16 protein-coding genes and 4 tRNA genes are annotated in these 20695 nt (G+C 64.2%); 6 read left to right on the top strand and 14 right to left on the bottom strand.

The window, feature by feature from the left end; genetic code table 11:
• Positions 1-230 precede the first annotated feature (230 nt).
• From ppsA to ASD55_RS10760, 3 genes are all read left to right on the top strand, one after another.
• Positions 231-2603: a phosphoenolpyruvate synthase gene (gene ppsA, locus ASD55_RS10770; RefSeq protein WP_056718899.1), complete on the top strand. Its 2373-nt coding sequence runs from the start codon at positions 231-233 to the stop codon at positions 2601-2603.
• A gap of 39 nt (positions 2604-2642) precedes the next feature.
• Positions 2643-3701: a TetR family transcriptional regulator gene (locus tag ASD55_RS10765; protein WP_235577781.1), complete on the top strand. Its 1059-nt coding sequence runs from the start codon at positions 2643-2645 to the stop codon at positions 3699-3701.
• A gap of 116 nt (positions 3702-3817) precedes the next feature.
• Complete coding sequence (locus ASD55_RS10760; protein ID WP_056718895.1) at positions 3818-5206, top strand: outer membrane protein transport protein; 1389 nt, start codon at positions 3818-3820, stop codon at positions 5204-5206.
• 68 nt (positions 5207-5274) lie between these two features.
• On the opposite strand, the gene ASD55_RS10755 is transcribed toward ASD55_RS10760, so the two are convergent.
• Entirely contained in the window at positions 5275-5976 is a 702-nt protein-coding gene (locus ASD55_RS10755) for a protein phosphatase 2C domain-containing protein (RefSeq protein ID WP_056765985.1), read from the bottom strand.
• Between the two features lie 111 nt (positions 5977-6087).
• Between ASD55_RS10755 and ASD55_RS10750 the strand changes: the two genes are divergently transcribed.
• Positions 6088-6177, top strand: a tRNA-Ser gene (locus tag ASD55_RS10750).
• A gap of 344 nt (positions 6178-6521) precedes the next feature.
• Here the strand turns inward: ASD55_RS10750 and dnaQ are convergent.
• From dnaQ to ASD55_RS10735, 3 genes are read right to left on the bottom strand one after another with little or no spacing between them, the layout of a single operon-like run.
• Positions 6522-7226, bottom strand: coding sequence for a DNA polymerase III subunit epsilon (dnaQ, locus tag ASD55_RS10745; protein ID WP_056765983.1), 705 nt, complete (start codon positions 7224-7226; stop codon positions 6522-6524).
• The gene (gene rnhA, locus ASD55_RS10740) at positions 7223-7666 is read right to left on the bottom strand and encodes a ribonuclease HI (RefSeq protein WP_056718888.1); all 444 of its coding nucleotides are present in this window, start codon (positions 7664-7666) and stop codon (positions 7223-7225) included. Before rnhA ends, dnaQ begins: the two co-directional genes overlap by 4 nt.
• Entirely contained in the window at positions 7659-8378 is a 720-nt protein-coding gene (locus ASD55_RS10735; RefSeq protein ID WP_056765982.1) for a methyltransferase domain-containing protein, read from the bottom strand. Before ASD55_RS10735 ends, rnhA begins: the two co-directional genes overlap by 8 nt.
• Positions 8379-8627: 249 nt before the next feature.
• Between ASD55_RS10735 and gloB the strand changes: the two genes are divergently transcribed.
• Positions 8628-9392, top strand: a complete 765-nt coding sequence (gloB, locus tag ASD55_RS10730) for a hydroxyacylglutathione hydrolase (protein WP_056765980.1) — start codon at positions 8628-8630, stop codon at positions 9390-9392.
• A gap of 200 nt (positions 9393-9592) precedes the next feature.
• Positions 9593-10588 carry a transglycosylase SLT domain-containing protein gene (locus ASD55_RS10725; RefSeq protein ID WP_056765978.1) on the top strand — a complete coding sequence of 332 codons (996 nt, stop codon included), beginning with the start codon at positions 9593-9595 and terminating at the stop codon, positions 10586-10588.
• Between the two features lie 105 nt (positions 10589-10693).
• Here ASD55_RS10725 and ASD55_RS10720 read toward each other — a convergent pair whose 3' ends face one another.
• The 10 genes from ASD55_RS10720 to gstA all read right to left on the bottom strand — a co-directional run bounded on the left by ASD55_RS10720 (position 10694) and on the right by gstA (position 20634).
• Positions 10694-12595: a SurA N-terminal domain-containing protein gene (locus tag ASD55_RS10720; RefSeq protein ID WP_056718881.1), complete on the bottom strand. Its 1902-nt coding sequence runs from the start codon at positions 12593-12595 to the stop codon at positions 10694-10696.
• A 139-nt stretch (positions 12596-12734) separates the two neighbouring features.
• A tRNA-Asp gene (locus ASD55_RS10715) sits at positions 12735-12811 on the bottom strand.
• A gap of 10 nt (positions 12812-12821) precedes the next feature.
• Positions 12822-12896 (bottom strand) — tRNA-Val (locus ASD55_RS10710).
• 19 nt (positions 12897-12915) lie between these two features.
• The gene (locus tag ASD55_RS10705) at positions 12916-13188 is read right to left on the bottom strand and encodes an HU family DNA-binding protein (protein WP_007511239.1); all 273 of its coding nucleotides are present in this window, start codon (positions 13186-13188) and stop codon (positions 12916-12918) included.
• A 332-nt stretch (positions 13189-13520) separates the two neighbouring features.
• Complete coding sequence (gene lon / locus ASD55_RS10700) at positions 13521-15992, bottom strand: endopeptidase La (RefSeq protein WP_056718879.1); 2472 nt, start codon at positions 15990-15992, stop codon at positions 13521-13523.
• A 169-nt stretch (positions 15993-16161) separates the two neighbouring features.
• Positions 16162-17454 carry an ATP-dependent Clp protease ATP-binding subunit ClpX gene (gene clpX, locus ASD55_RS10695; RefSeq protein WP_007805279.1) on the bottom strand — a complete coding sequence of 431 codons (1293 nt, stop codon included), beginning with the start codon at positions 17452-17454 and terminating at the stop codon, positions 16162-16164.
• Positions 17455-17563: 109 nt separating this feature from the next.
• Entirely contained in the window at positions 17564-18187 is a 624-nt protein-coding gene (gene clpP, locus ASD55_RS10690) for an ATP-dependent Clp endopeptidase proteolytic subunit ClpP (protein WP_200946149.1), read from the bottom strand.
• Positions 18188-18255: 68 nt separating this feature from the next.
• Complete coding sequence (gene tig / locus ASD55_RS10685) at positions 18256-19548, bottom strand: trigger factor (RefSeq protein WP_056765975.1); 1293 nt, start codon at positions 19546-19548, stop codon at positions 18256-18258.
• 90 nt (positions 19549-19638) lie between these two features.
• Positions 19639-19723: transfer RNA gene (locus tag ASD55_RS10680), tRNA-Leu, on the bottom strand.
• A 293-nt stretch (positions 19724-20016) separates the two neighbouring features.
• Positions 20017-20634 (bottom strand): glutathione transferase GstA, encoded by a 618-nt coding sequence (gstA, locus tag ASD55_RS10675; RefSeq protein WP_056765973.1) that lies wholly within the window; start codon positions 20632-20634, stop codon positions 20017-20019.
• Between the last annotated feature and the right edge of the window lie 61 nt (positions 20635-20695).

Here is a 20695-nt window from a genome sequence, read left to right as displayed (position 1 = left end):
TCGGCAACCCGGCGAATCGGCACGGCATCGGTCCGATCGCAGTCGCCGACCCGGCCGCCAAAATCTACCGCCAGCTGACTGGTATCGGGTTGGAATGGCATCTGCGCGCAATGGTCTTCTTGTGCTGCGCACCATCCGCAGCGGACAATACCAGTTCTTTGCAACCCGCTTCGGGCCTGCATGTCGCGTCCATTCCACTCTTTGCAACGCTTCCTCAGAAGGAGACACCCTTGAACGATCTGGTGCTTTGGCTCGACCAACTGCGCATGACTGACCTGGGCAAGGTTGGCGGCAAGAACGCCTCGCTGGGCGAGATGATCGGCAACCTGGCCAAACTGGGTGTCTCCGTGCCGGGCGGTTTCGCCACCACCGCCGACGCGTTCCAGCAGTATCTGGAAAAGAGCGGCCTGGCCAAACGCATCCAGGAGCGGCTGGCTCCGCTCGACGTCGACGACGTCGACACCCTGGTCGCGGCGGGCAAGGAAATTCGCGGCTGGATCGTCGACACCGCGCTGCCCGCCGAACTCGAGCAGGCGATCCGCGCGGCCTATATCAAGCTGTGCAAGGATGCCGGCGCCGACGATATTGCTGTTGCCGTGCGTTCGTCGGCCACCGCCGAGGACCTGCCTGACGCCTCGTTCGCCGGACAGCAGGAAACCTTCCTCAACGTCGTCGGCATCGACGACGTGCTGCACAAGGTCAAGGAAGTCTTCGCCTCGCTGTACAACGATCGCGCGATCGCCTATCGGGTGCACCAGGGCTTCAAGCACGAGGACGTGTTCCTCTCTGCCGGTGTGCAGCTGATGGTGCGCTCGGACGTGGGTGCCTCCGGCGTGCTGTTCACGCTGGACACCGAGTCCGGTTTCCGCGACGTGGTGTTCGTCACGGGTTCGTATGGCCTCGGCGAGATGGTCGTGCAGGGCGCGGTCAATCCGGACGAGTTCTACGTGTTCAAGCCCACGCTGCGTGAAGGCAAGCCGGCGGTGCTGCGCCGCAACCTCGGTGCGAAGCAGTTGCGCATGGTCTACTCCAGCGCCCCGGGCGAACGGGTCAAGACCGAAGACACGCCGACCGACCTGCGCAACAAGTTCTGCATCAGCGACGAGGACGTGCAGGAGCTGGCCCGCCAGTCGCTGATCATCGAGAAGCATTACGACCGCCCGATGGACATCGAGTGGGCGAAGGACGGTCACACCGGCAAGATCTACATCGTGCAGGCACGCCCGGAGACGGTGAAGTCCCGTTCGCACGCCACCCAGCTCGAGCGCTTCCATCTCAGCGAGAAGGGCAAGGTGCTGGCCGAAGGCCGCTCGATCGGTCAGAAGATCGGCGCCGGCAAGGCGCGGGTGATCCGTTCGCTGTCCGACATGAACAAGGTGCAGGCCGGTGACGTGCTGATCGCCGACATGACCGATCCCGACTGGGAGCCGGTGATGAAGCGCGCCTCGGCGATCGTGACCAACCGCGGCGGCCGTACCTGCCACGCGGCGATCATCGCCCGCGAGCTGGGCGTGCCCGCCGTGGTCGGCACCGGCAATGCGCTGGAACTGATCCCCGATGGCGCCGACGTCACCGTGTCCTGCGCCGAAGGCGACACCGGCACGATCTACGAAGGCATCCTGAAGTTCGAGCGGATCACCGCCGACCTGGGTGACATGCCCGAGGCGCCGCTGAAGATCATGATGAACGTGGCCAACCCCGAGCGCGCGTTCGACTTCGGCCAGTTGCCGAACGCCGGCATCGGCCTGGCCCGCCTGGAAATGATCATCGCCAGCCACATCGGCGTGCATCCGAAGGCGCTGCTGGAATACGCCAAGCAGGACGCCGAGACCAAGGCGAAGATCGACGAGCGCATCGCCGGCTATGCCGGTCCGGTCGAGTTCTACGTCGACCGCCTGGCCGAAGGCATCGCCACCATCGCCGCCTCGGTCTATCCGAAGCCGGTGATCGTGCGCCTGTCGGACTTCAAGTCGAACGAATACGCCGGCCTGCTCGGCGGCTCGCGCTACGAGCCGCACGAAGAGAACCCGATGATCGGCTTCCGTGGCGCCAGCCGCTACGTCGACCCGAGCTTCTCCGAGGCGTTCGGACTGGAGTGCAAGGCGGTCAAGCGCGTGCGCGAAGTGATGGGCCTTGCCAACGTGTGGGTGATGATCCCGTTCGTACGCACGCTCGGCGAAGGCCGCAAGGTCATCGACGTGCTGGCGAAGAACGGCCTCAAGCAGGGTGAGCACGATCTGAAAGTGATCATGATGTGCGAAGTGCCGTCCAACGCCCTGCTCGCCGACGAGTTTCTCGACATCTTCGACGGCTTCTCGATCGGCTCCAACGATCTCACCCAGCTCACTTTGGGTCTGGACCGCGATTCGTCCATCGTCGCCAGCCTGTTCGACGAGCGCGACCCGGCGGTGAAGAAGCTGCTGGCGATGGCGATCAAGACCGCGCGCGCCAAGGGCAAGTACATCGGCATCTGCGGTCAGGGCCCGTCCGACCACCCGGACCTGGCCGAATGGCTGATGGAACAGGGCATCGAATCGTTGTCGCTGAATCCGGACACGGTCGTCGACACCTGGCTGCGCCTGGCCAAGAAGAAGGCAGACTGAGAACGATGTCGGCCATCCGCTAACGTGATTTGCCATGCAGTGCAGCAAAAGGGCCGGATTCATCCGGCCCTTTTGCTGTCTGGCGCTCCCGATTTGCTACGCCGGATCAAGCCCGCGCATGGCCCGCAAGGATCGCCAGCTCCAACTCCCTCTTCCCGCAGCCGTCTCTTTGGCATCGTGCACTGCAGCTTGCCCGCCCTGCGGCCCACCGGTAGCTTCCATACACGTGTTTCAATCCTTGATTTGAAGCAGGTGTCAGCTACCTGGCTGGGCCATCACGGGGCAAGCTTCTTGAGTCCGACGCAGCGAACCAATCCCAGTGACACCCGCAAGCGGCTGCTTGAGGCCACCGAGTGGCTGTTCATCGAGGGCGGCTACGAAGCGATGTCGCTGCGCCACATCACCGCCAGGGCTGGCGCGAACCTGGCCGCGGTGAACTACCACTTCGGCAGCAAGGAGGCGCTGGTCCAGGAGCTGTTGTCGCAACGACTGGATCGACTCAACCGCGAGCGGCTGCAGTTGCTGAGTGCGTGCGAACGCCAGCGACCGGAGGGGCTGGACGCCCGCGCCGTGCTGGCCATGCTGTTCGTGCCGGCTTTCCGGCTCAGCCACGGCAGCGCCTCGGGGCCGGCCTTCATGCGCCTGCTGGGTCGGGTCTACAGCGACCCCTCGCCGTTCATCCAGGATTTTCTGCAACAGCATTACCGATCGATTTCCGGGCGCTTCTTCGAGGCGTTCGCGCGCGCCCTGCCCTCGCTGCCCCGGGGCGAGCTCGGGCTGCGCCTGCATTTCGCCCTCAAGGCGCTGTCCGGCATGCTGGCCGGGGAAGACATGCAGCAACTGATCGCCAGCATCAGCAAGGGCGAGGCCATCAACGACACCGAATTGCTGGCGCGCCTGATCTCGCTGGTGTCCCCCATTCTCACCGCCCCGTCTGGAAACACGGAGCAGATCAAATTGATCGAGCAGGTGTTGCAACAGGACCAAGTGACAGCCGAAGCCACCCGCACGACACCACCGGCCGCCGATACGGATTCACGGCGCCAGGGCATTCCGCCATCCACTCTCTGGATTCAGGACGGGAGGCCTGCGTCCTGACCAAGCGATACCGCACCACCTTCCGATACGTGCTGCCCCATCGTCACAACACAAAATCAGAAATCATCGCCGCGGATGCACCCCATCCCGGATCTTTTTGTCACAGGAGAACCCACGTGGACCGTCAAACCTTGCAAAACCTCTCCCGTCTCGGCACCAAGGCCAGCCTCGCCCTGGCCGTTGCCGGTGCACTCGCCATGCCGCTGGGCGCGCAGGCCGGTTCCTTCCAGCTGCCCACCGACAACGCCGCTGGCTGGGCGCGCGCCAATGCGGGCGGCTCGCTGTTCGCGAACGACCCGACGGCGGTCTACAACAATCCGGCCGCCATGGCGTTCTTCGACGGCACCCTGGTCCAGCTGACCGGCACCGGCATTCGTCCCAGCGCCAAGTTCGAAGGCTCGTTCCAGGACCAGCAGGGCAACCCGACCACCGGCAACAACCCGGATGGCTTCGGCAAGTTCATTCCGTTCCCGAACATGGCATTTGCCACCAAGGTCAATGACCGCCTGGCGCTCGGCGCCAGCGTCACCGTGCCCTACGGCCTGGTCAGCGAATACAACCCGACCTGGCAGGGCCGCTACTTCGGCACCAAGACCAGCGTGCAGTCCATCGCGCTGAGCTTCTCGGCCGGCTTCAAGGTCAACGACCAGTTCTCGATCGGTGCGGGCATTGTCGGTCAGCGCACCAAGGCGCAGCTCAACACCATGCTCGATCCCTACGGTTCCGCCGCCGGCCTGCTGGGCGCGCCCATCCTGGGCGCCCCGCAGAGTGATGACGTCCAGCTCAACGTGGACGTGAAGAAGAAGTTCGCCTTCGGCTATTTCGCCGGTTTCGAATTCAAGCCGACCACGCGTGACAGCATCGGCTTCAGCTATCACTCCGAGATCAAGCAGACCCTGAGCGGCGACTACGCCATGTACGGCAGCCAGGCCGCCAAGGATCTGATCGCGCTGGCTCCGGTGGTTTTCCCCAACGCCGGCCTGCCCGCGCTCAACGGCAATGGCGACAAGGCCAGCGCCGAATTCAACATGCCGGCATTTGCCAGCCTGGACTGGCTGCACGCGTTCAACGACAACTTCAGTGTTGCCGCCGGCGTGAAGTGGACCGACTGGTCCAACTTCAAGCAGCTGACGCTGAAGTCCAACGGCCAGACCCTGGTCAGCCTGCCACAGGCCTACAAGGACGTCTGGGTCTACTCGATCGGCGGCGACTACAAGCTGAATTCGCAGTGGACGCTGCGCGCCGGCGTGGGCTACGACGAGAGCCCGTCCAACATCATCAGCCGCGATCCGCGCATCCCCGATGGCTCCCGTCGCCTGCTGGGCTTCGGCCTCGGTTACCAGGCCACCGACAAGTTCGCCGTGGACTTCGGCTATCAGCACCAGTTCGTCAGCGATGCCCGCGTCAAGCAGACCAACCAGGCTGCCCTGGGCTACGGCACCATGGACGGCAAGTTCAAGGACCACGGTGACGTCGTCAGCCTCACCGGCACGTATCGTTTCTGATCACGTTGCCCAGCAAGAAAAAGGGGCCGCGAAAGCGGCCCTTTTTTTTGTAGCAACCAGTCCGCGCTTCAGCGCGAACGCACGATCAGTATCGTGACGTTGTCGTCGCCGCCACTGTCCAGTGCGCACAGCAACAGCTGGTCGACGCACTCCTGCGCCGAGAGGTCGGCGCGGGCCATCTTCTGCGCGATGGTCGTGTCGCTGACGCCTTCGGTCAGGCCGTCGCTGCACAGCAGGAAGCTCATGCCAGGTTCAAGCTTGCCTCGCGCCATGCCGATGTGCAGCTGTTCCATGGCAGTGACACCCAGCGCCTGGGTGAGCACGTTGCGCTGCGGATGTTCCGCCGCCTGCGCCGGGTCCAGCTGTCCCGCCTCGACCAGCGCCTGAACCAGGGAATGATCATGGCTGACCTGCCGCAAGCCCTGCTTCCACTGGTAGATCCGGCTGTCGCCGACCCAGGCCACTTCGTGGCTGTCACCATCCACCCGGAGTGCGGCAATGGTGGTGCCCATGGGCAGGATGTCGAAGCTGTCGCGGGCGTGCTCGAGCAGGCTCCCGGCCGCGCCACGCACAGCCTCCAGCAGGCTGCTCCCCTCCCTGACCTGCTGCACGACCTGATCACGCACCAGCGCCGAAGCCACTTCACCGTGCTGATGGCCACCCATGCCATCGGCCACCAGGAACAGGCCCAGTGAAGCATCGGCGTAATAAGTGTCTTCATTGCGCGTGCGACGCAGGCCGACGTGCGTTCCGTGTCCGAATTCGATCATGGGTATTCAATGGAGGCGAGCCGTAGCAGCATGCCGGAAGACAAGGTTGTTGTCACGGCAAGTTCGCTCGCGTATGATTCCCGGCTCGCATGAGCCACCATGCAACGCACCGGAGAGGTGGCAGAGTGGTCGAATGTACCTGACTCGAAATCAGGCGTACGTGTAAGCGTACCGTGGGTTCGAATCCCACCCTCTCCGCCAGAAAAGCAAAACGCCCCCTCGTGGGGCGTTTTGCTTTTCTGATGGTGACGGCTGAGGTGAGAACCCACCCGGGTTACTCGGCGCATCCTGCGCCTCGCCCTGCGGGCCATCGGCTACGCCGATGTTCGACTACGGCATCCTGCCTTCGTCGTCGACAAATTCGTCTGGAACGAATTTGGACAGCCGCAGGCTGGCCCCGTAGCGCGCAGCGCGAAGGGGTTCGGCCCAAGGAAGGGCCGAACAATCCCACCAACATCCCCGCCCCTTCCTTCGCACACGTTTTGCTTTTCCGGTGCAGACACAAGACCAGGGTTAACCGGTACACCCCTTACCCCGCCAACCAATCAAGCTCCCCGCCAAACACTCACCCCACCCGCACTCTTGTCCAGCGCATCCAGCCTCTGCTCGTGCAGGACCAGTTCTTCCGGCGATGCGTGCAGGACCCGTGGCCGCGCATGCAGCACCACCGGCGCCACAACCATCACGTCATGCTGCTCGGCGGCGCCCTCGAAACCCAGGTCGAACGCCACCTGTCCGGATGTCATCGCCAGATAGACGTCGGCCAGCAACTGGGCGTCGATCAGGCCGCCGTGTAGGTCGCGGCGGGAGTTGTCGACGCCCAGGCGCTTGCACAATGCATCGAGGCTGTTGCGCTGGCCGGGGTAGCGCTCGCGGGCCATCGCCAGCGTATCCAGCACCGTGCAACGGTCGCCGATCCTGCCGGCGCCGTTGTCCAGTCGGGCAAGTTCGGCATCGAGAAAGCCGATATCGAAACTGGCGTTGTGGATGATCAGTTCGGCGCCATCGATGAAGGCCAGGAACTCCTCCACCACCTCGGGGAAACGCGGCTTGTCGAGCAGGAATTCGTCCTCGATGCCGGTGACCAGGCGGGCGCCTTCGTCGATGGCCCGATCCGGATTGAGGTACGTCTGGTAGTGCCGGCCGGTGAGCCGGCGCTCGACCATTTCCACACAGGCGATTTCCACCAGCCGGTGTCCCTGGCGGACTTCGAGGCCGGTCGTTTCGGTGTCGAGGACGATCTGCCTCATGCCCGGCCCTTCATCGACTCGGCCTGCTCGCGCGCGGCCTGGTCGACCCGTTCGTTCTCGGCGTGGCCGTTGTGGCCCTTCACCCATTTCCAGCGCACCTGATGGGCGCCGACGGCATCGGACAGGCGTTGCCACAGATCCTGGTTCTTCACCGGCTTCCTGTCCGCGGTGCGCCAGCCATTGGCACGCCACTTCGGCATCCATTGTTCGATGCCCTGCATCACGTAACGCGAATCGGTGGTCAGGATGACCTGGCAGGGCCGGGTCAGGGTCTCCAGCGCGCCAATCGCCGCCATCAATTCCATCCGGTTGTTGGTGGTGGCCGGCTCGCCGCCGGCAACCATGCGCTCGCTGCCCTTGGCACGCAGCAGGGCGGCCCAGCCACCGGGTCCGGGGTTGCCCAGACAAGCACCATCGGTAAAGGCTTCCACTTCACTCATCGTCTTTTGCAGTTCCTGAAAAAATCTGGAGCGACGCGCCACGGCGCGCCGCCGGGGAAAGCTGGCCGCTGGCTGGCACCCGCACCTGTTGCGGGCGCGAGCGCAGCAGCGTGACCGGTCGCCGGTGCTTTCGCGCCAGCAGCAGGTAACCTCCGCCGAACACGCTGGCGGGGCTGCGCCGCGCCACGGCGGCGCCCGGCCAGGCGCTGCCGATCCGCAGCACCCGCTCGACCAGCAGACCTTCGCGCTCAAGGCGGTGGCGCAGGCGCCACGGCATCTGCAGCGCCAGCGACCTGCCGCGGGCGCGCCAATGCAGCCATGCCGACCAGCAACCCAGCGGGTGCACGCCGGTCAACGCCAGCGTGCCGCCGGGCGCCAGCACCCGAATGAGTTCGTCGAGCAACGCGGCGGGTTGCGATGCCAGTTCCAGCGCCTGCCGCACCAATACCAGTTCGAACGCATCGTCGACGAAGGGCAGCGGTTCGTCCGCCCTGACGCGCAGATCGCCGTCGTAGCCACCGTCGCTCACGGCCAGCGAGGTCCAGCAACCCAGCAACGGCAAGTCCGGTCGGGGATACCGTGGGGATGCATCCAGCAGCAGGCCATGCGTGCCGACACAACGCCGCAGCCCGGGCTTCAATGCCTGGCTTTGCTCGTCCAGCAAACGAAGCATGGGTGGGCTGGAGTAGACCTCGTCATCGCGATGCTGCATGCAAACCGGTCCGGCATCTATTGCTCTTCACAGTGTAACGGTTGCTGCCATGACTCAGCAGGTCACTCATCGAGCGGAACTGCCGCACACAGCTGAACGGTCGACCGGGCATTTAACGCCAGCCTAACGAGTTCGCCGTAGCGTCAATTTATAGTCGACCGCCTCAAGCGCGCCCGGGATGGCCGCGTCTGTCGTTCCACAGCAAGTCCCCGCGCCTTGGGGACTTTCCCAACGCAGCGGATCCCCTTCGTGCATCTCCTTCCGTTACCGGCCCTGGCCGACAACTACATCTGGCTGTTGCATGACGACGACGGGAACGCCGTCGTCGTCGACCCGGGCGATGCAGCCGTCGTGGAACAGGCGCTGGCGGCGCGAGGGCTGCGGCTGCGCGCCATCTTGCTCACCCATCATCACCCCGACCACATCGGTGGGATGTCCGCCCTGCGTGCACGTCACGAAGTGCCTGTCCACGCACCGGTCCACCCGGATATCGGGCAGCCTTTCCAGCCGGCGGTCGATGGCGATCGCATCGAACTGGCCGCGCCATCCATCCATTTCGACGTCATCGCGGTTCCGGGCCATACCCTCAGCCATATCGCCTTCGTGGGAGCCGGCCTGCTGTTTTGCGGCGACACCATGTTCAGCATGGGCTGCGGCCGCCTGTTCGAGGGCACGCCGGCGCAGATGCTTGCCTCGCTGGATCGCCTGGCGCAACTGCCCGCCGACACGCTGGTCTGTGCCGGGCACGAATACACCGCGGCGAACGGGCGATTCGCATCGACCGTCGAGCCCGCCAACGCGGACCTGGCCAGGCGACTGCGGGACGTGGCCAGTCTGCGCGAAAGCTCCCGTCCCACCCTGCCGGTTCCGCTGGGCAACGAACTGGCCTGCAACCCCTTTCTGCGCGTCGACACCGCCGGTGTCGTCGACTGGGCACGGCAGCAAGGCAGCGGGGAAGATCGCGTGGCGCGTTTCGCCGCCCTGCGTCGCGCCAAGGACGATTTTCGCGCATGAAGCTGGCCATCCGAATCCTGCCGGCGGCCCTCTGCGCATTGTTGGCGGCATGTGCCAACGCACCGCTGCAGCCGACCACTGCACCCGTCGAAATCCCCTCCCCCGTGCCTGCACCGGTGGCACCGGTACCAGACATCGAATCACCCGCTGCACAGACGGCGGGCACCGATGTCTGGACGCGACTGCGCGGGAGTTTTGCGATGCCGGGCTGCGACGCCGACCCGGCCGTGCTGGGATGGGCCAGGCGATACACGCGCCATCCGAAGCAATTCGAGAGCCAATTGCAAGCGGTGTTGCCACGCCTGGTCTACGTGCAGAAAGTTGCCGAAGACTATGACGTGGCCGGCGAGTTCGTGTTGCTGCCATGGGTGGAAAGCCATTTCCGGCCGATCGCCGCGCGCAAGCACCGGCCCGCCGGCATGTGGCAACTGATGCCGGTCACCGCCGGATCACTGGGGCTGCGCGTGGACCGCCACTACGATGGCCGCCTCGACGTGCCGGCCTCGGCCAATGCCGTGATGAAACTGCTGGAGCAGTATCACAAGCAGTTCGGTGACTGGCGGACGGTCGACTATGCCTACAACGCGGGCGAGTTCGCCATCCGCAAGGCCATCAGGCTGCATGGCGCACCACCCGACCAGCCGACCATTCCCACGCTGCCCGTGCGCAAGGTGACCCGCGAACACCTGACCAAATTGCTGGCGATCGCCTGCGTCGTGCGCGAGCCGGACCGTTTCAACGTCAGCTTGCCGACCTTGCCCGGCGAGCAGCATCTGGTACAGGCCGATGTGCCGCACGCGATGTCGATGGCGCAGGCCGCCGATCGCGCCGGCATGACGCTGGACGCACTGAAGCGACTGAACGGGGCGTTTGGCAGCAACACGATCGACACCGCAGCCGCCTCATACCTCATGATGCCCGCGGCACACGCCCGCCGGTTCAGCGACGCCCTGCCCGAGCTTGCCGACAGCAACGACGACAACGGCCTGCTGCAGGCGACGGCAGCCGATGCCCCGGCGATCAGCTCCACCAGCGACCAAAGCGAGCGCCGGATACATACCGTCAAGCGCGGCGACAGCCTGTGGCAGATCGCCCGCACCTACGCGGTCAGCGTGGATCAGCTCAAGCGCTGGAACCATCTCGGCAAGCACTCGCTGAAGCCCGGTCAGACGCTGCAGATCAGCGCACCGAACTGACGCCATCGCGGACCGGCCTGCCTGGGCAGGGACCACCTCGGCCGGAACAAGAAAAGGACGACCGAGGTCGTCCTTTTCTTTCAAGCGATGCAGGACCGCCGGTGCCTACAGCCTCTGCTTGTTGATCTTGATCTCGGTTTTCGCCTTGAGGTGGTCAATCAGTTCGCGGGCGGCCTCGTAACCATAAGCCTGCGCCATCTGCTGGCGCAGCGACTCGCGCTGCTCCGGCAGCAGCTTGGTCAGATCGCCGTCCTGCACCTTGTCCACCGCCAGCAGGGCATAGTTGCCGTCCAGCATGTCGACCGCGGCAAACTGCGGCTTGTTGTCCACCGGATGCGGCATCAGGAAGGCCCGGGTCAGCAGGGGCGCAGGCACCTGGGCATGCCGAACCGCCTCGCTCACCGTCGTGACGGTCGCGCCAAGCGACTTGGCCACCGCATCCATCGCCTCGCCCTTGTGCAGGCGCGCCAGGGCCTCGTCGGCCTGCTTCTTCTCGACCGCAGCCATGCGCTCATCGAGAATCTTCTGCTGCACATCGGCGCGCACTTCGGCCAGCGGCTTGGCCGCGGCCGGAACGTGCTGGTCGACATGCAACACCAGGGAATGGTTGTTGCCCAGATCGATCAGGGCCGAATTGTTTCCCTGCACCAGCACGTCGTCACTGAAGGCCGCGGCGATCACCTTCGGATTCGCCGTCACGCCTTCGCCGCCCTGGCGCGAAAACAGCGCCGTGGTCTTGATCGGCAGCTTCAGCGCCACCGAGGCAGGCTCCAGCGAAGAGGGATTCTGGTAGGTGTTGTCGGACATCTTGCCCGCGACGTCGTTGTAGTTGCGGTCGCGATCGGCCGCCGTCGCTTCCTTGACCAGCTGGTCGCGCACTTCCTCGAACGGCTTCGACTGGCCGCTGCGAACATCGCGCAACCAGATGATGTGGTAACCGTCGGTCGACAGCACCGGCTTGGAAATCTGCCCCTTCTGCAATGCGAACAACGCCGAATCGAAGGCTTCGTTGGTGACGCCCTTCTCGAGCCAGCCCAGATCACCACCCAGACGGCGCGAACCCAGATCCTGCGAATCCTGCTGGGCCAGCTTGGCAAAATCGGCGGGGGTCGCTTCCGCGGCGATCTTGTCGGCCTTGGCCAGCGCTTCCTTCTGCTGCTCCGGCGTGGCGTTGGCCGGCACGTTGATCAGGATATGGGAAACCAGGCGCTGTTCCGGCTGCACGAAACGCTGCTTCTCGCTGGCATAGCGCTTGCGCAGATCCTCATCGCTGGGCTCGGCGATCAGAGGCAGGTCGGCACCGACCACTTCGATGTACTTCACCGAGACCGTCTCGGGCTTCATGTAATCGGCCTGGTGCGACTTGTACCAGGCCTCGATCTCGGCGTCGCTCACCGTGCTGTTTTCCAGCGTCGGGCGCTGCAACACGAAGTAACGCAGGTCACGTCGCTGGGCCTGCAGCTTCAGGAACTGGTCGAGGCGGGCATCGCTGACGATGGTGCTGGCGTTGATCGCCGAGGGCAGCAACTGGATCGCCAGCGACGAACGAATTTCCCGCTCGAACATTTCCGGCGTCTTGTACTGGCTGGTCAGCCAGGCCTGATAGCTGGTTCCGTCGAACTTGCCGTTGACCTGGAATGCGGGAATGGAAGCGATGTAGTCGCGCATCGCCAGGTCGGATACCCGCAGCCCCCAATCCTCATTGGCCTGCTGCAACAGCTGTTCGTCGACCATGCCGTCGAGGATGCGCAACTTGGTCTCGGGCTTCTCGAACGAGCTGGAATCGAATTGCTCGCCCTGCTGGGCGACCTGCTGCTGACGCACCTGGTTCACGCGGTCCTGGAACGCGCGCTGGTCGATCTCGTGCTTGCCGACCTTGGCCACGTAGGCTTCGTCGTGCGACATGAAGTAACTCTCCATGCCGAACAGCGACATCGCAAAGACGCAAACCCCCAGAAGGATGATGGACGGCCATCCATGCATCTTGTTACGCATTGCCTGCAGCATCGAAATCTTCCCGCAAGATGGTGAAAGCGCATGACGCGCATGGCTCAGGTCAGCAAACCGGCCCGCGCCGCCCGATGTTGCCGGACGCGAACGAACCGCTCAAATGACAAGGGCGCCACACGGGCGCCCTTGCGAACTGTGGCGGAGTGGACGGGACTCGAACCCGCGACCTCCGGCGTGACAGGCCAGCATTCTAACCAACTGAACTACCACTCCGCATTTTTTCTGGTGGGTGCTGTAGGGATCGAACCTACGACCACCGCCTTGTAAGGGCGACGCTCTACCGCTGAGCTAAGCACCCGAAACCAAGCGTCAGCCGCTTAGTTTAGGGCATCCTTCAAGGTCTTGCCAGCCTTGAACGCGGGCACTTTCGACGCCTTGATCTTGATCGCTTCGTTGGTGCGCGGGTTGCGGCCGGTGCGGGCAGCGCGCTTGCGCACGGTGAACGTGCCAAAGCCGACAACCGAAACGTCCTCACCCTTCTTCAACGACTTTTGCACGGTCTCGAAAAAGGCTTCCAGAGCGCGGCCAGCGTCGGCCTTGGTCAACTCGGCCTTCTCGGCAATGGCATTGATCAGATCGGTTTTATTCATTGAGAAAACTCCCTCGTTCGGATTTCGTCGGCGCGGTCGTTCCGGAGAACCCGACAGCGCCGGCATGGATGGTTGGCTCGCAGGATGCCATGACGCAACCCCGCATCGCTGCGCTGATGAACAACGCCGGGACTGCGGTAGCGCCTTTATACCAGTGCGTTGCAGGAAGGCGCAACACAAGCCACAGCAACGTTTTCGCCAGATCTGGCCGTTGTCGATCCGCTTGCAAAACAAGTACCGAACGACTAGGGCGAACTTCGCCGAACGGTGGCGAACACGCAAAAGAACGCCACGCGCGAGCGTGGCGTTCCTCAACCGGCCGACGCAGAAACCTAATGCGTCAGCGAATGGGCTTCCGTCGAATCACCGGAAACGGCTGCGGGAGCATCAGCCTTTGCCGTGCTTGGCTGCAACGGGCGCTCCAGCGCGATGTCGAGCACCTCGTCGATCCAGCGCACCGGATGGATCTGCATGGACGAGGTGATGTTGGCCGGCATGTCGGCAAGATCCTTCTTGTTGTCCTCGGGGATGATCACCGTGGTGATGCCGCCACGGTGCGCCGCGAGCAGCTTCTCCTTCAGCCCGCCGATCGGCAGCACCCGGCCACGCAAGGTGATCTCGCCGGTCATCGCGACTTCGGAGCGCACTGGCACCCGGGTCAACACCGACACCAGTGCCGTGCACATCGCGATGCCCGCGCTGGGACCGTCCTTCGGCGTGGCGCCTTCCGGCACGTGGATGTGCACGTCGAGCTTCTGGTGGAACTCCGGGTCGATGCCGAGCTGGTCGGCGCGGGCGCGCACCACGGACAAGGCCGCCTGGATCGACTCCTTCATGACGTCGCCGAGCTGGCCGGTATGCACCAGCCGGCCCTTGCCCGCCACCACCGAGGCTTCGATGCTGAGCAGCTCGCCACCGACCTGGGTCCAGGCCAGGCCGGTGACCAGCCCCACTTCGTTCTGCAATTCCTTGCGACCGAAATCGAACCGGCGCACGCCCAGGTAGTGGTCGAGGTTTTCCGATGTCACCTTGACCTTGTCCGGAGCAGCCTTCGCCTTGCCCTTGGCGGTCTTGGCCGCAGGCTTGCCCTTGGCTTTCCTGACCTGCCCCAGAGTCAGTTCCTTGACCACCTTGCGGCAGATCTTGGAAACCTCGCGCTCCAGGTTGCGCACGCCCGACTCGCGCGTGTAGTAGCGCACGATGTCGCGCAGCGCTTCCTCGGTGACGCTGAGTTCCTCGGGCTTCAGGCCGTTCGCCTTCAACTGCTTGGCCAGCAGGTACTTCTGCGCGATGCCGAGCTTCTCGTCCTCGGTATAACCGGGGATGCGAATGACCTCCATGCGATCCAGCAGGGGGCCTGGAATGTTCAGCGAATTGGCGGTGGCGATCCACATCACCTCGGACAGGTCCAGGTCCACTTCGAGATAGTGGTCGTTGAACGCGTGGTTCTGTTCCGGGTCGAGCACCTCGAGCAGCGCCGAGGACGGATCGCCACGGAAATCCATCGACATCTTGTCGATCTCGTCCAGCACGAACAGCGGGTTCTTCGCGCCGACCTTGTTGATGTTCTGCACGATGCGGCCGGGCATCGAGCCGATATAGGTGCGCCGGTGCCCGCGGATCTCGGCCTCGTCACGAACGCCGCCCAGGCTCATGCGGACGAACTTCCGGTTGGTGGCCTTGGCGATCGACTGGCCCAGCGACGTCTTGCCCACGCCCGGCGGTCCGACCAGGCACAGGATCGGCCCCTTCATGACCGACACGCGCTGCTGCACGGCGAGATATTCGAGGATCCGTTCCTTGACCTTCTCCAGGCCGAAGTGATCGGCATCCAGCACTTCCTGGGCCAGCTGCAGGTCCTTGCGCACCTTGCTGCGCTTCTTCCACGGCACGCCGACCAGCCAGTCGAGGTAGTTGCGCACCACGGTGGCCTCGGCCGACATCGGCGACATCTGCTTGAGCTTGTTGAACTCCTGCCGCGCCTTGGCCAGCACCGGCTTGGGCATGCCCGAGCCCTCGATCTTCTTCTGCAGCTCCTCGACTTCGTTGGGGCCATCCTCGCTGTCGCCCAGCTCCTTCTGGATCGCCTTCATCTGCTCGTTGAGGTAGTACTCGCGCTGGCTCTTCTCCATCTGCGACTTCACGCGGCCGCGGATGCGCTTTTCCACCTGCTGCAGGTCCATCTCGCCGTCGACCAGGCCGATCAGCAGCTCCAGCCGCTGACCGACGTCCGCGGTCTCCAGCACCTTCTGCTTGTCCGCCATGCGCACGGACAGGTGCGCGGCGATGGAATCGGCGACCCGCGAGGGATCGTCGACGCCGGACAGGCTGGCCAGCACTTCCGGCGGCAACTTGCGGCTTTGCTTGACCAGTTGCTCGAACAGCGAGATCAGCGTGCGCGAAACCACGTCGAGCTCGCGCTCCTTCGCGTTGTAGACCGGCTCGATCACGCGCGAACGCGCGGTCAGCATGCCGTCCCGTTCCTTGAAGTCCTCGACCGACACGCGCGACTGGCCTTCGACCAGCACCTTCACCGTGCCATCGGGCAGCTTCAGCAGTTGCAGCACGCCGGCCAGCGTGCCGATCTGGTGCAGGTCGGAAATTTCCGGGTCGTCGATGTCCGGGCTCTTCTGCGCAACCAGCAGGATCTGCCGTTCGCCCTCCATGGCGCGCTCCAGCGCACGCATGGATTTGTCGCGACCGACAAACAGCGGGATCACCATGTGCGGGTAAACCACGACATCACGCAACGGCAATACCGGCAGAGCGTCCAGCGCAGCAGGAAGGGGGGCGTTCTTGGCCATGAAAGAGGGGTCCCTCGGTCGATTGTGCGTTCAACCCGACACTGCGCCGGGCATCCCAACTCGTCAAGTGGAGGCGACGGCCAACCTAGTCAAGGTCGGCGGTCGGCCGAAAAAGAAACGGCTCCGGGAAGATCCACCGGAGCCGTCGTCGATGCAGGGGCGCGAAGAATCAGGCGGCGTCGCCGCCCTCGCCCGCCACGCGCTGCTGCAGGTTGCCGCGGTAGATCAGGTAGGGCTCGGCCTGCCCTTCGATCACGGCGTCGTCCACCACCACCTTGCTGACGTGTTCCAGCGACGGCAGCTCGTACATCGTGTCCAGCAACACCTGCTCCAGGATGGTGCGCAGGCCGCGGGCGCCGGTCTTGCGCTTGAGCGCCTTGCGGGCAATGGCCTGCAACGCTTCGGGGCGGAACTCGAGCTCCACCTCTTCCATCTCGAACAGCTTCCTGAACTGCTTGGTCACTGCGTTCTTCGGCTCGGTGAGGATCTTCACCAGCGCCGCTTCGTCCAGCTCGTCCAGCGTGGCCACCACGGGCAGGCGTCCGACGAACTCCGGAATCAGGCCGAAGCGCACCAGATCGGCCGGCTCGACTTCGGCCAGCACCTTGCCGAGGTTCTCGGTGCGCTCCTTGGAGCGCACTTCGGCGGAAAAACCGATGCCGGTGGTCTCGGAGCGCTGCTGGATGACCTTGTCCAGGCCGGAGAACGCGCCACCGCAGATGAACAGGATGTTCTTGGTGTCGACCTGCAGGAATTCCTGCTGCGGATGTTTGCGACCGCCCTGCGGCGGCACCGAGGCCAGGGTGCCCTCGATCAGCTTCAGCAATGCCTGCTGCACGCCTTCGCCGGAAACGTCGCGGGTGATCGACGGGTTCTCGCTCTTGCGCGAAATCTTGTCGATCTCGTCGATGTAGACGATGCCCGACTGCGCCTTCTCGACGTCATAGTCGCACTTCTGCAGCAGCTTCTGGATGATGTTCTCGACATCCTCGCCCACGTAGCCGGCTTCGGTCAGCGTGGTCGCGTCGGCGATCGTGAACGGCACGTTGAGCAGGCGCGCCAGCGTTTCGGCCAGCAGCGTCTTGCCCGAACCGGTCGGGCCGATCAGCAGGATGTTGGACTTGCCCAGCTCGATGTCGTCGCTCTTCTGGCGCGACTCGATCCGCTTGTAATGGTTGTACACCGCAACGGCGAGCGCCTTCTTGGCGCGGCTCTGGCCGACCACGTACTGATCCAGCGATTCGCGGATCTCGCGCGGCTTCGGCAACTGGGTCCGGCCCGAAGCGGCCTTCTCCTCCAGTTCCTCGCGGATGATGTCGTTGCAGAGCTCGACGCATTCGTCGCAGATGAACACGGACGGGCCCGCGATCAGCTTGCGCACTTCATGCTGGCTCTTGCCACAGAAAGAGCAATAGAGAATCTTGCCGCTGTCGCTGGATCGCCCCTGACGGTCGTCACTCATACTCTCGGTCCCGCTGGTAAATCTGGATGCGCCGCGAGAATAACACAGGGCTCCGCGTCTGCCTGCAGACGCGGAGCCCCTCTCGTGACCGTGGTGTGGAAACCGGAACTCAGGCCGATTTCACCGTTTCGCCAGCGCGCTTGTCGAGCACCTCGTCGATCAGGCCATACGTCTTCGCGTCCACCGCGTTCATGAAGCGATCGCGCTCCATGTCCAGCTCGATCTTCTCGAGCGGCTGGCCGGTGTGTTCGACGTACAACTTGTTCAGGCGCTCGCGGATGTAAAGGATCTCGCGGGCCTGGATCTCGATGTCGGTGGCCTGGCCCTGCGCGCCGCCGGAGGGCTGATGGATCATGATGCGCGAGTTCGGCAGCGCGAAACGCTTGCCCTTGGCGCCGGCCATCAGCAGGAACGAGCCCATGCTGCAGGCCTGGCCGATGCACATCGTGCTGACGTTCGGCTTGATGAACTGCATGGTGTCGTAGATCGCCAGACCGGCGGTGACGGCACCGCCCGGGCTGTTGATGTAGAAATTGATGTCCTTGTCCGGATTTTCCGACTCCAGGAACAGCATCTGCGCCACGATCAGGTTCGCGACCTGGTCGTTGACCTCGCCCACCAGGAAGATCACGCGCTCTTTCAGCAGGCGCGAATAGATGTCGTAGGAGCGCTCGCCGCGAGCGGTCTGCTCGACGACCATCGGGACCAAATTGAGGTTCTGGATAGTATCCATGGCCATGTCTGCAGCTCTCCGTTGATGAGCCCGGGTGGTTGCCCGGGCCGGTTTTCCAGCCTGGTTGCTCAGGCGCTGACTGGACGCATCACCTCGTCGAACGTGAGATCCAGCTGGGTGGTCGTGGCGTGTTCCGCCACCCACTCCGCCACCTGATCTTCCATCACGCGATTCTGCAGCCCGGACATCAACTGGGGGTCGCCGTTGTACAGTTCAATGACCTTTTCCGGTTCTTCATAGGTCGAGGCAATCGCGGCCAGTTGCTCGGCCACGCGCTTGCGATCGATCTTGATCTCCTGCTTGCGGGCGATTTCGCCCATCAGCAGACCGGCGATCACCCGCTGGCGAGCCACCGGCATGGCGGCCTCGATCAGCTGGGGCGGCGGCTGCTGGCCCTGGGGCACGCTGCCGGCGGCCATGTTGCGCGCCTCGGACTGCACCATCAGCTTCGGCACGTCCAGCTCGGCGTGGGTCACCGCCAGCTTCTCGGCCACTTCGGACTTCAGGCGGCCCATCAGCGCGGCCTTCAGTTCGCGCTCCAGGTTGGCCCGCACTTCCTTGCGGAAGGTTTCCAGATCGCCGTCGGCAATGCCGAACAGCTTGGCGAACTCGGCGTCGATCTCGGGCAGCTTCGGTTCCTGCACCTTGATGATGCTGAAGCTGACCTTCGCATTCTTCCCGGCCAGCTGCTCGTTGCGGAAATCCTCCGGGAACAGCACGTCGGTCTCGAAGCTTTCACCGCTCTTGCGGCCGGTCAGCGCTTCGTCCAGCGCCTTGAACAGGGTGCCCGAACCGAGCACGCTGCCGGCGCGTTCCTGGCCTTCGGCAGGGAAACGGTAGTCGTCCGCGCTGGCGGAATATTCGAACATCACGAAGTCGCCATCGGCCGAGGCGCGCTCGACTTCGTCGAAACTGCGACGCTGCTGGCGCAGGGTCTCCAGCATCTTGTCGATGTCCGCGTCGCTGACCTCGGCCACGGGGCGCTTGATCTCGAGCGCGGCGACGTCGACCTGGGGGAACTCCGGCATGATCTCGAAGGTGGCGGTGTAGGCGATCTCGCCGTTTTCCGGCTTGCCCGTGGTGTCGATCGACGGGTTCGCGATCGGCTGCAGCTTTTCCTGCTGCACGGCTTCACGCAGCGTGCTGCCGATCAGGTCGGACAGAACCTCGCCGCGAACCTGGTCGCCGAAACGCTGCTTGATCACCGTGGTGGGCACCTTGCCCGGACGGAAGCCCTTCAGGCGAACCGTGCGACCCATTTCCGCGATGCGTGCGCTGACCTGCGTCTCAAACCGCTCCGCCGGAAATTTCACCGTGAGCTTGCGCTCGAGCGAGCCGATGTTCTCAACCGAAACCTGCATGACGTCTCCTGGTACTACCTGAATGTTGTGGGCCCGCACCGGCGCCATGGCGGCTGTGTCGCCCGGAAATCAAGGGAAATCAACGGGGCATGGTGCGAAAGGGGGGACTCGAACCCCCACGGGGTTAACCGCCAGAACCTAAATCTGGTGCGTCTACCAATTCCGCCACTCTCGCCTTGCCACCCTCGTCAAACGACCCTAACCAACTGATATGCAAAGCCAATGCGAGCCGCCTGCGCGGCCCGCCGTCGCCCCCAGATCAACCGGCGTGATCGCCTAAGTCGATGATTACCTTATACGAAAGCGGACCATTTTACGGTTGCGCCGTGCGGTAGCACAAGCCATCGCCGGCAATTGGCGCTACCCGCCGGCAGGCGCCCGGCGATCGCCGGATTCGCCGCGCATGGACACCTGCCGCATGCAAAACGCCGGCACCTCGCGGCGCCGGCCCTTGCGGATGTGGTCCGGTTACGCCGACTTCTTGAGCAGACCCTCGGCTTCCATCGCCGCCTGCACCATCGGCCGCACCGCCACGCGTTGCTGGAACGCGGTCAGCGACCTGAATTCCGACAGGTCCAGGTCCACGTGCTTCGCCCAGTTGGTGACGGTGAACAGATAGGCGTCGGCGGCGGTGAATTGCCCGCCCAGCAGCCACTCCTGCTTCGCCAGCAGGGCATCGAGCGTTGCGTAACGTTTGCGCAGATACTCCTTGCGTTCCTGCCGCGTCGGCTCCGGCGTGGCCGGGTTGAACAGCGGGCTGTAGGTCTTGTGCAGCTCGGAGTTGATGTAGCCGAGCATCTCCTGCAGGTGGTAGCGCGGCAGCGTGCCGTTGGCCGGCGCCAGCCCGCTGGCCGGGTTCTGGTCGGCCAGATACTGCACGATCGCCGGACCTTCGGTCAGCACTTCGCCGCCGTCCAGCTGCAGCGTCGGCACGTAGCCTTTCGGGTTGACCTGCAGGAAGTCGTCGCCGCTCTCGGTGCGCTTGGTCTTGCCGTCGACCTTGACCAGTTGCAATGGCAGGCCGGCTTCCAGCGCCACGATGTGCGGCGAGAGCGAGCAGGCGCCAGGCATGTAATACAGCTTCATCCGGTTTCTCCATGGGGGACACGAGGGGCGTCGCGCAGCACGGGTAGCGAGCGCGCGACGA

It is taken from the genome of Rhodanobacter sp. Root561 (genome assembly GCF_001427365.1).
Taxonomy (GTDB): domain Bacteria; phylum Pseudomonadota; class Gammaproteobacteria; order Xanthomonadales; family Rhodanobacteraceae; genus Rhodanobacter.
This window is presented reverse-complemented; position numbering and strand designations above follow the sequence as displayed.